The following is a 10593-nucleotide window of genomic DNA, read 5'->3' on the forward strand; positions in this document are numbered from 1 at the left end:
GTCCGGGGTGGGCGGCGCGAGGATCAGTTGGCCCGCGGAGGCCCGCCCCACCACCCGACGGTGGGGAGTCGCTCACCCCAACGGTGAGGATCCACAACACCCACCGGACACCCGGCGAACGTTAGTGGACACCGCACTAGCGAGGGCCCCGACGGGTCAGGGCAGCCGGGCCACCGTGATGAACTCGTTGTAGGTGAAGATCTTGCCGAAGACGCGGGGGAACGGGAACGAGTACTGCCGCTCCACGGTCAGCCCCAGCTCGCGGCAGGTCTCCGCCGCCTCGGCGAAGCCGACGAACCGGACGTGCGTCGCGTCGCTGCGGTAACCGCGCTCCTGCGGCGTGATGAACACCGCCCGGCCGCCGGAGCGCAGGAACGGCAGGTACATCGAGATCACCTCGCGGGCCTGCTCGGCCGGCATGTGTTCGAGCAGGTGCGCGGCGAGCATCGAGTCGAAGGCGTCCGGGCGGGCGTACTCGGAGGCGAGGAACTCCTCGGTGGTGTACGCCTCCAGCCCGAGTTCCCGGCAGTGCGCCACGGAGGTGGGGTTGTGGTCCACGCCGACGCTGTCGGAGCCCAGGTTGATCAGGTTGCGGCCCAGGCCGGAGCCGACGTCGAGGGTGCGGCCCAGCTGGAGCCGGCGCAGGTTCCAACGGTAGGGCGCCTGCACGTCGAGCACCTGCTTCCACCGGGCGCCACCCAGTCGCTGCAGCCGGCGGGTGTAGTCCTCGCCCGCGGTGCCCGTGTGGTTCTCCTGCCCTGTCTGACTCATCGCCGGATCCTCTATCTGCGTCGGTAGAAGCTGTGCGCGCGGTTTCCCCCGGGCCGCCCGGGGGCGGGCCGGCCCCGATGCTACGGCCTCCGGGGCAGCCTGTGGGGTAACTGACCGGCCAGTTTGTGCAGGTGTGCGCCGGGTGACCGGGTGGTCGGCGCGGCGTCACCGACGCCGGGCCCCGCCGATGGCCCGTCACCCCTTCTCCGCGCCGCTGGTGAGACCCTCGGTGAGCAGCCGCTCACTGGCGAAGAAGAGGATCACGATGGGCAGGGTGAGGATGACCGACCCGGCCATCAGCACCGTCTTGGGCACCTCGACCCCGTCGGCGAGCTGCGCCAGCCCGAGCGACACGGTCCACCGGTTGGGCTTGTCGACGAGGAAGAGCAGCGCGAAGAGAAACTCGTTCCAAGCGATCATGAAGTCGTAGAGCGCGACCGCCATGATCGAGGGCATCGCGAGGGGGAGGCTGACCCGCCGGATGACGCCGAGCCGGCCGGCCCCGTCGATGGCCGCGGACTCCTCCAGGCTGACCGGGATGGTCTCGAAGTAGTTCTTCAGCATGTAGACCGAGACCGGCAGGGTCTGCGAGATGTAGACCAGGATCAGGCCGAACAACGAGCCACGCAGCCCGGCCCGGGTGAAGACCACGAAGAGCGGGATCGCGATGACGATCGACGGGAACAGGTAGACCGCCAGGAACAGGAAATGGACCTGCCGGCGGCCGAAGAACCGCAGCCGGGAGACGGCGTACGCGCCGGGGATCGACACCAGCAGGGTGAGCAGGGTCGCCGCGACCGCCACCAGCCCGCTGTTCCGCATGAAGGTGAGGAAGCCCTGGCCGCCGTCGTCGGCGGCCCGCAACACCTCGCTGTACGTGCTGACGGTCAGCTCGCCGAGGCCGACGACGAGCGACCCGGGGTCGAGCAGCAGCCGCTCGATGGGGCGTACCGACAGCACCAGCATGTAGTAGAAGGGGAAGACGGTGACCAGCAGGAACGCCGCGATCACCAGTCGACGCAGCCAGCGCAGGCTCACCGTCTCGACCCGGTCCCGGTCCATCAGCCGACCCTCCGTCCGAAGAAGCGCAGGTAGATCAGCACGAACACGACGAGCACCACGGCCAGCACCACGGCCTGGGCCGCCGCCGCGCCGATGTCGGTACGGGCGGTGAGGAACTCGTAGACCCGGACGCTGACCACCTCGGTGCCGGCCGCGCCGCCGGTGAGCAGGTAGACGTCGTCGAACTTGTTGAAGGTCATGATGAACCGGAGCACGCCGAGCATCGCGATCACCGGCATCAGCTGGGGCAGCAGGATGTGCCGGAACCGCTGGGTCGGGGTGGCCCCGTCCACCAGCGCGGCCTCCTCCAGCTCGCCGGGCACCGCCTGGAGGCGGGCGAGCAGGAACAGGAACGCGAACGGGAAGTAGCGCCACGCCTCGAACGCGACGACGGTGGCCAGGGCGGTCGACTCCTGGGACAGGAAGGGCACCGGAGTGTCCCAGCCGAGGAACCGGCGGCCCCAGTCGTTGACGATGCCGAGCTGCGGATCGAGCATCACCTGCCAGACGAAGGTGACCGCGACCACCGGGGCCACGTACGGCAGCAGCATCGACGCGCGGACCAGGGTGCGGCCCCGGAACGGCCGGCGGACCACGAGCGCCGCCACCAGGCCGAGCGCGATCGAGCCGGCGGTGGCGCCGACGCTGTAGACCAGGGTGGTCCAGAGCGTCTCGGCGAAGCCGGGGGTGTTCAGCACCCGTTCGACGTTGTCCAGGGTGAACTCGCCGAACAGGCCCGTCCGGCGCAGGGTGGCCAGGCGGACCCGCTGGAAGGCCAGTACCACGGTCCAGACGATCGGGATGCCGATCACCGCGACCACGACGAGCAGGGTCGGGGCGACCAGCGCGAGCCCGGCCCGGGACTCGCGGCGGCGCAGGGTGAGCGGCTTGCGGCGGCGGGCCGGTGCCGGCCGCTCCCGGGTGGGGGAGCGGCCGGTGCCGGGTGTGGTGGTGGTCAATTGACGCCCGCCTTGATGGCCTCCACGTCCTTCTTGGCCCGTCCGGCGGCCGCGGCGGCGTCCGACTTGCCGGAGACGACGTCGCTCAGCGCCTTGGGCACCGGCAGCTCGCCGAGGATCGCGCCGACCAGCTTGCCCTGCCCCTGGGCGAGGCCCCAGCGTTGGAAGGTGTCCGGGCTGCGGCGCAGCCCGGCGAGCACCTCGTCGCCGTACACCTCGGCGAGCGGCTTCTTCGCGTCCACCCCGGCATGGCTGGTGTTCCAGGCGGTGAGGAACTTCTCCGGTTCGGCCGGGGTGCCCTTGCGGACCGGGAAGCGGCCCTCCGGCGACATGCCGAACCAGCGCGGGTACGCCTCGTCGAGCAGGTGCGACACGAAGGACTTCGCCGGGTCGGCGGCGGCGCCGTCGAGCACCGCCCAGGAACTGATCTCGCCGTACTGGGCGGGCCCGCTGCCGTTCGGGCCCTGGATCCCGGTGACGAAGCCGCTGTTCTTGGCGAGGAAGGTCGGGTCGGCCTGGCACTGCGGGCAGGTGGGTTTGGCGTCGTTGCGCAGCCCGGCCAGCTCGTCGAGGATGAACGGCGACCAGACCAGCATGGCCGCCTTGCCGGCGAAGTAGGTGGCCCGGGTGGTGTCGACGTCCTGCCCGCCCTTGACCGACCAGTTGCGCATCAGGTCGCCGTAGAAGCGGAACGCCTCGACGCACTCGGCCGAGTCCAGCTTCACCGCGCCCGAGTCGTCGGTGAGCTGGCAGTTGTTGGCCAGCGCCAGGTGCTCGAAGGTCTGCTGGGTGAACACGTCGCCGGGGGCGGTGGCCGCGGTGATGCCGGCGACGCCGCCGCGGTGCAGCGTCCGCGCGGCGTTGGTGATCTTCTCGTACGTGTCGGGGGCGGGCAGCCCGGCGGCGGCGAAGAGGTCCTTGCGGTAGACGAGCAGTTGCCCCCAGCCGTCGCTGGGTACGGCGAGCTGCCGCCCGTCGTCGGAGGTCAGCTCCAGCGCCCGCGGCGAGAACGTCTGCCGGCCGAGCTGCTCCACCACCTCCGCGTTCGCCTCGGGGTGCAGCAGTTCGTTGCCGGCCAGGGTGCGTACGCCGGCCAGCGACACCGAGCCGACCACGTCGGGCAGTTCGCCGGCGGCGGCGCTGGAGGCGATCAGGGAGGGGAACTGGTCCTCGTTGACGGTGACCAGGTTGACAGTTATCCCGGTCTTCGCGGTGAAGTCGGCGATGATCGCCTTGGTGGCGGTGACCCGGTCGGCCACGTCCTCCAGGCTCCACACCGTGATCGTCTTGCCGTCGTCGCCGGAATCGTCGTTCCCGCAGGCCAGCAGGCTGGCCCCGGTGAGTGTCATGATCAGGGTGGCGGCGAGCATCCGCATCGGAGGTGCTGACATCGGTGGCACTCCTCTCGAAGGGTACATGAGGGATTCAACGCCGTCGATTGATCAATTACAAGACATATGCCGATTTTTTGTTCTAGGATGGAACCCAGTGCTACCGGGATGTGACTCATGGTCAACTGGGTTGTCTCCTTGGCCGGGCCGCGCAGGATCAGCCTCGAGCCCTGCCCCCCGGATCCGCTCGGGCCGGGCCAGGTCCGGGTCCGCACCTGTTACTCCGGCATCTCGGCCGGCACCGAGCTCACCCTCTACCGGGGCAGCAATCCACGGCTGAGCAAGGACTGGGACGACGTCACCCGGATGTTCGTGCCCCGGCAGACCACCGTGCCCTATCCGCTGGTCGGCTTCGGTTACGAAGAGGTCGGCGAGGTCGTCGAGGTAGCGCCCGAGGTCACCGACCGGCAGCCCGGGCAGCTCGTCTGGGGCATCTGGGGGCACCGCGCCGAGGCGGTGGTGCCAGCCGACCTGGTGCATCCGCTCCCCGCCGGCCTGGATCCGCTCGCCGCGGTCTTCGCCCGGCCCGGCGCCATCGCGCTCACCGCCGTGCTCGCCGGCGACCTGCACCTCGGCGACTGGGTGGGGGTCTTCGGGCAGGGCGTGATCGGGCTGCTCGCCACCCGGCTCGCCACCCTCTCCGGCGCCCGGGTGGTCGCCGTCGACAGGGTGGCCGGCCGGCTGGCGCACGCCCGGCGGCTCGGCGCCCGGCTGGTCGTCGACGCGGCCACCGAGTCCGCCGCCGACGTGCTGCGCCGGGCCACCGGCGGCATTGGCGCCGACGTCTGCCTGGAACTGTCCGGTGCGTACCCGGCGCTGCACGAGGCGATCCGGGCCACCACCCACGCCGGCCGCGTCGTGGCCGCCGGCTTCTACCAGGGCCAGGCCGACGGGCTCGGCCTGGGCGAGGAGTTCCACCACAACCGGATCCAGCTGGTGGCGGCCCAGGTGTCCGGGCCGACGCCGGCGCCCGGCATGGCCGGCCGGTGGACCGGTGCCCGCGTCGCACACACCTTCATGGACCTGGTGGCCGAGGGCAGCGTCGATCCGCTGCCGCTGGTGAGCCACGTCGTGGACGCCAGCGCGGTGGCCGACGCGCTGGCGCTGCTCGACCGCGGTGACGCTGCTGCCCTCCAAGTCGTGCTGAGGTTCTGTTGACATCTTCCGCAGCCCTGAAGGGCGGGGATTCCCTCGGTCGCCCGAGGGGGTTCCTGCTTCGCTGGGTCGTGCCTTCGCCGCATGCGCGGGTGGGGTCTCACCGGCCCTCCACAGGCGTTTTACCTCTCCGTCAGCCCGGCGGCGAGGATGTTGTTGGCGGCGTTGACGTCCCGGTCGTGTTCCGAGCCGCAGCCCGGGCACGTCCAGACGCGCATGGCGAGGGTCATCGTGGTGTTGATCCGTCCGCATGCCGAGCAGGTCTTGGTGCTCGGATGCCAGCGGTCGATGGCGATCACGGTGCGCCCGTACCAGGCGGCTTTGTATTCCAGCATGTGGCGCAGTTCCGACCAGGCTGCGTCGGAGATGGCGCGGGCCAGGCGGTGGTTGCGCAGCATGTTGCGCACGCTGAGGTCCTCGATCACGACTGTTTGGTTCTCGCGGACGAGTCGAGTCGACAGCTTGTGCAGGTGATCGCGCCGCCGGTCGGCGATGCGGGCGTGGATGCGGGCAACCGTCAGGCGGGCCTTGGCCTGGTTGGCGGAGCCCTTGGTCTTGCGAGACAGGTTGCGCTGTGCGCTGGCCAGCTTGCGCCGGTCGACGCGCTCATGTCGCGGGTTGATGATCTTCTCGCCGGTGGAGAGGGTGAGCAGGCTGGTGATGCCCGCGTCCACGCCGACCGCCGTGGCCTGCGGGGGCAGGGGCTGCACGCCGGGATCCTCGACCAGGATCGCCACGTGCCACCGGCCGGCCGAATCGCGGGACACGGTGACCGTCGACGGCTCGGCTGGCAGGGGCCGCGACCACGCGATGGCCAGCGGCGCGTCCATCTTGGCGAGGGTGAGCTGTCCGTCGACCGACCATGCGCGGGTGCGCGCCTGCAGGGCGAGGTTGTAGACCTTACGCACGCAGCCGAAGGTGCGGTTGAGCTGATCAGCCTGCTCAACCGTCGGATAGAAGCGGTACCTGTACGCCCGCTTCACCACCACACCCGCACCCCGGATCATGCCGGCAGTCCAGACAAGACGTTGCCCGAGGGGAGGGAGCGGCGTTCCCCCGGCACTGAAGAGCTGGGGGCCACGCCGCGAATGAGATGACCATTCCGATCGCCTGCCAGGAGCAGCTCCTGCCGGGCACCGACCTGATCCAGAAGTACGCCCTGGCCACCGCGCTCGGCTACGACGCCATCGAGTTGCGCGGCCAAGGTGACCTCGCCCTCGCCCGCCGGCTGCCCGAGCTGCACCGGGCTCGCGCCGCCGGGGTGGTGATGCCGACCGTCTGCGTCGAGATGGACCACTTCATCGGCGACTTCGACGCCGAGCGGTCCCGCGACGCCGTGCGCAACCTGCGCTCGCAGCTGTCGGTGATCGCCGAGCTCGGCGGGGTGGGCGCGATGACCCCGGCGGCGTGGGGGATGTTCTCCCGGCGGCTGCCACCGTTCGACCCGCCCCGCTCGCCCGCCGGCGACCGGCAACTGCTCGTCGACACCCTCGGCGAGCTGGGCGAGCACGCCCGCGCCGAGGGGGTGGCCCTCTTCCTGGAGCCGCTCAACCGGTACGAGGACCACATGGTCAACCGGCTCGACGAGGCGGTCATGCTCTGCGCCGTGGTCGGGCTGCCATCGGTGCGGGTGGTCGCCGACACCTTCCACATGAACATCGAGGAGGACGACGTGCACCGGGCGTTGCGCGCCGCCGCGCCCTATCTGGGGCACGTGCAGGTCAGTGACTCCAACCGCTACCAGCCCGGTGCCGGGCACCTGGACTGGCCGGCGCTGCTGCGGACCCTGCTGGAGATCGACTACCGGGGCTGGCTGGCGTTGGAGTGCCGGCTGCGCGGCGACCCGGTACGCGCCCTCCAGCAGGCCGCCACGGTGCTGCGCCACGCCCAACCCCGCCAGGCGGCGGCATGAGTGAGCGGCAGCGAGCGAATCATCGGTATGGCGCGGTCGTGCCTCAGGCCGGCGCGGAGCGAAGCGGAGTGCCGGCATGAGCGCCGGTGCGGCCGGCGCGGGCACGCTCACCGGGCTGCGCCGCCTCGCCCTGGCGACTCTGGACGGCAACTGGGAGCACGACCACACGGTGCCCTCGCGCACGCTCTACCCGCACCAGTGGAGCTGGGACTCGGCCTTCATCGCGATCGGGCTGGCGCACGTACGTCCCGAGCGCGCCTGGCGGGAGCTGGACAGCCTGTTCCGGGCCCAGTGGGCCGACGGGCGGGTGCCGCACATCGTGTTCAATCCGGCGACGCGGGTCGGCGCGTACTTTCCCGGGCCGGACTTCTGGCGTACCGAGGTGGCCGCGGCGGCGCCGGCGGTGGCCACCTCCGGGCTGGTCCAGCCACCGGTGCACGCGCTCGCCGCCTGGCTGGTGCACCGCCGCGACCCGAGCCCGGCCGCCCGGGCGGCGCTGGGCCGGCTCTACCCGCGGCTGGTGGCCCAGCAGCGCTACCTCGCCGAGCGGCGCGACGTGGGCGGGGGTGGGCTGGCCGCGATCGTGCACCCGTGGGAGTCCGGGCTGGACAACAGCCCCGCCTGGGACGCCCCGATGGCGGCGGTGCCCGCCGACGCGGCGGTGATGCGCGCGTACCGCCGGCACGACACCGCGCACGCCGACGCCGCGCACCGCCCCACCGACCTGGACTACGCGCGCTACCTGGCGATCGTCGCCGCCTACCGGGACCGCGGCTACCGCGACGACGGGTTGGCCGGCGGGCACCCGTTCCTGGTGGAGTGCCCGCTGTTCAACGCGGCGATGGGCCTCGCCGAGCACGCGCTCGCCCGGATCGCCGCGGTGCTCGGCGCCGATCCGGGCCCGCACCGGGAGCGGGCGGCCCGGATCACCGAGGCGCTGGTGTGGCGGTTGTACGACCCGGCGACCGGCACGTTCCAGCCGCTCGACCTGCGTACCGGCCGGCTCGTCCCGGCCCGGACGGTGCTCGGCCTCGCCCCGCTGGCCCTGCCGGACCTGCCCGCCCGGCTGGTCGACGCGCTGGTGGTGGAGGCGTGCTCGGCGCGGTTCGGGGTGACCGGCCGGATGGAGCGCCCGCTGCCCAGCTACGACCGCACCGCCCCGGACTTCGAGCCGCTGCGCTACTGGCGCGGACCGAGCTGGTTGAACATGGCCTGGCTGGTACGGCACGGGCTGCTCAGCCACGACCGGCCCGAGCTGGCCGCCGGGCTGCGCCGGTCGATGCTGGACCTGGTGGCGCGGGCCGGCTGCCACGAGTACTTCCATCCGGACACCGGGGCCGGGCTGGGCTCGCCGGCGTTCGGCTGGACCGCGGCGCTGCTGCTCGACGTGCTGGCCGACGACGGCTGACCGCGGCGGCCGTCAGCGGCCGCCGGTCAGCTCGCCGAGCAGCGTCTCCACCCGCCTGCGGATCTCGTCGCGGATCGGGCGCACCGCCTCGACACCCTTGCCCGCCGGGTCGTCGAGCTTCCAGTCCTCGTACCGCTTGCCGGGAAAGACCGGGCAGGCGTCGCCGCAGCCCATCGTGACGATCACGTCGGAGGACTCGGCGGTGGCGTACTCGAGCAGCTTCGGCGTCTGGTCGGTGATGTCGACGCCCACCTCCCGCATCGCCTCGACGGCGGCCGGGTTGACCGTCTCGGCGGGCGCCGAACCGGCGGAGCGCACCTCGACGGTGTCCCCGGCGAGGTGGCGCAGCCAGCCGGCGGCCATCTGCGACCGGCCGGCGTTGTGTACGCAGACGAACAGGACGCTGGGCTTGTCGCTCATCGTGGTGCCTCTCTCTGTCTTTGCTGGTTCATGGCCGGTCGACGGTGTGGTCAGCGCGGTCGGTCGACGGTGGCCTGGTCGGCGGTCGGGACGACGACCTGGTCGGCGGCGGTGCCGGCGTCGGGATACAGCGCGGCGAGCAGGCCCACGCCGACCGCCAGCCCGACCAGTTGGGCCAGCACGAAGGCCGGCACCGAGGCGGGCGCGATCCCGGCGAAGCTGTCGGTGAACGCCCGCCCGATGGTCACCGCCGGGTTGGCGAACGAGGTCGACGAGGTGAACCAGTAGGCGGCGCCGATGTAGGCGCCGACGGCGGCCGGTGCGACGGGCGCGCGCCCGGAGCGGGCCAGCGCGAAGATCAGCAGGATCAGGCCGCTGGTGGCGACGACCTCACCCAGCCAGAGGTGCGCCCCGGTGCGCTCCCTGCCCGACAGGTCGACGGCGGCGAGGTCGAACATCAGGTTCGCCAGGACCGATCCGGCGATCGCCCCGGTGACCTGGGCGACGGTGTAGCCGGCGAGGTCGCGGCCGGTCAGCCCGGTGCCGGCGCGGCGGCCGAGGAACCAGTCGGCGGCGGAGACGACCGGGTTGAAGTGCGCCCCGGAGACCGGGCCGAAGATCAGGATGAGGGCGCCCAGGGCGAGGGCGGTGGCGATCGAGTTCTCCAGCAACTGGAGGCCGACGTCGCCGGGGGAGAGGGTGGCGGCCATGATGCCGGAGCCGACCACGGCGGTGACCAGCAGGGCGGTGCCGAGGAACTCGGCCAGCAGGCGCCGCCGGAGGGCGATGGTCATCAGTCTCTGCTCTTCCTCAGGGTGACGTCCCGAGCGGGGGTGACCCGGCGGGATGGGTTATCGGGTCGGGATCTGAAGCTCGTCGAGAAGGCGGCGGACCCGGCGTTCGACCGCGTCCCGGATCGGCCGTACGTCGGCCACGGTCAGGCCGGCGGGATCGTCGATGTCCCAGTTCTCGTAGCGGGTGCCGGGGAAGACGGGGCAGGCGTCGCCGCAGCCCATGGTGACCACCACGTCGGCGGCCCGGACGACCTCGTCCGTCCACGGCTTGGGGAACTCCGCCGAGATGTCGATGCCGCGTTCGGCCATCGCCGCGACGGCGGCCGGGTTGACCTCGGTGCCGGGCTCGCTGCCGCCGGACCAGGCGACGGCCCGCTCGCCGGCGAGGTGGCTGAGGAAGCCGAGAGCCATCTGGGAGCGCCCGGCGTTGTGGGTGCACAGGAACAGCACGACCGGGCGGCCGTCGCGGTGGTGCCCTTCGACGCGGGCCAGCGCCCGCAGGCGCTGGCGGGCGAAACGCTCGGCGAGCAGCGGGAGGTGGTTGCGGATGCTGGCGGCCGTGGCGAGCTGGTCGTAGCTGGTGTGCAGGAACCGCTCGATGGTCTCGATGCCGTAGCTGCCGGTGAATTCGGCGGCGAGCCGGGTCGCGGCGGTACGCAGAGCGAGGTGCTGGTCGACGGCGAGGTCCTCGCGCGGGTGGGGGCGGGTGTCAGGCACGGTG

The 10593-nt window shown here is 72.0% G+C and carries 11 protein-coding genes; 3 read left to right on the forward strand and 8 right to left on the reverse strand.

Annotation, left to right across the window (positions count from 1 at the left end; translation table 11 throughout):
• Positions 1-156: 156 nt before the first annotated feature.
• From DLJ47_RS28905 to DLJ47_RS28920, 4 genes are all read right to left on the reverse strand, one after another.
• Positions 157-771 carry a class I SAM-dependent methyltransferase gene (locus DLJ47_RS28905; protein WP_109904665.1) on the reverse strand — a complete coding sequence of 205 codons (615 nt, stop codon included), beginning with the start codon at positions 769-771 and terminating at the stop codon, positions 157-159.
• A gap of 195 nt (positions 772-966) precedes the next feature.
• Positions 967-1833, reverse strand: coding sequence for a carbohydrate ABC transporter permease (locus tag DLJ47_RS28910; protein ID WP_088994501.1), 867 nt, complete (start codon positions 1831-1833; stop codon positions 967-969).
• Entirely contained in the window at positions 1833-2792 is a 960-nt protein-coding gene (locus DLJ47_RS28915; RefSeq protein ID WP_109904667.1) for a carbohydrate ABC transporter permease, read from the reverse strand. The genes DLJ47_RS28910 and DLJ47_RS28915 overlap by 1 nt, the downstream gene beginning before the upstream one ends.
• Complete coding sequence (locus DLJ47_RS28920) at positions 2789-4183, reverse strand: ABC transporter substrate-binding protein (RefSeq protein ID WP_109904669.1); 1395 nt, start codon at positions 4181-4183, stop codon at positions 2789-2791. The genes DLJ47_RS28915 and DLJ47_RS28920 overlap by 4 nt, the downstream gene beginning before the upstream one ends.
• Positions 4184-4300: 117 nt before the next feature.
• Here DLJ47_RS28920 and DLJ47_RS28925 point away from each other — a divergent pair, with 117 nt between their 5' ends.
• Positions 4301-5341, forward strand: coding sequence for a zinc-dependent alcohol dehydrogenase (locus DLJ47_RS28925; protein WP_109904671.1), 1041 nt, complete (start codon positions 4301-4303; stop codon positions 5339-5341).
• Between the two features lie 119 nt (positions 5342-5460).
• Here DLJ47_RS28925 and DLJ47_RS28930 read toward each other — a convergent pair whose 3' ends face one another.
• A complete protein-coding gene (locus DLJ47_RS28930) occupies positions 5461-6345 on the reverse strand; it encodes an RNA-guided endonuclease InsQ/TnpB family protein (RefSeq protein ID WP_109904673.1) in 885 nt (294 codons plus the stop codon).
• A gap of 86 nt (positions 6346-6431) precedes the next feature.
• Between DLJ47_RS28930 and DLJ47_RS28935 the strand changes: the two genes are divergently transcribed.
• Positions 6432-7250, forward strand: coding sequence for a sugar phosphate isomerase/epimerase family protein (locus tag DLJ47_RS28935; protein WP_109904675.1), 819 nt, complete (start codon positions 6432-6434; stop codon positions 7248-7250).
• Between the two features lie 76 nt (positions 7251-7326).
• Complete coding sequence (locus tag DLJ47_RS28940; RefSeq protein WP_109904677.1) at positions 7327-8658, forward strand: MGH1-like glycoside hydrolase domain-containing protein; 1332 nt, start codon at positions 7327-7329, stop codon at positions 8656-8658.
• 12 nt (positions 8659-8670) lie between these two features.
• Here DLJ47_RS28940 and DLJ47_RS28945 read toward each other — a convergent pair whose 3' ends face one another.
• Genes DLJ47_RS28945 through DLJ47_RS37795 form a run of 3 tightly spaced genes read right to left on the reverse strand, consistent with a single transcriptional unit; the run spans position 8671 to position 10589 of the window.
• Entirely contained in the window at positions 8671-9078 is a 408-nt protein-coding gene (locus tag DLJ47_RS28945; RefSeq protein ID WP_109904679.1) for an arsenate reductase ArsC, read from the reverse strand.
• A gap of 50 nt (positions 9079-9128) precedes the next feature.
• Positions 9129-9872 (reverse strand): aquaporin, encoded by a 744-nt coding sequence (locus DLJ47_RS28950; protein WP_109904681.1) that lies wholly within the window; start codon positions 9870-9872, stop codon positions 9129-9131.
• Between the two features lie 57 nt (positions 9873-9929).
• Positions 9930-10589, reverse strand: coding sequence for an arsenate reductase ArsC (locus tag DLJ47_RS37795; RefSeq protein ID WP_109904683.1), 660 nt, complete (start codon positions 10587-10589; stop codon positions 9930-9932).
• Positions 10590-10593: the final 4 nt, after the last annotated feature.

It is taken from the genome of Micromonospora sp. S4605, assembly GCF_003176715.1.
Classification (GTDB): domain Bacteria; phylum Actinomycetota; class Actinomycetes; order Mycobacteriales; family Micromonosporaceae; genus Micromonospora; species Micromonospora echinaurantiaca.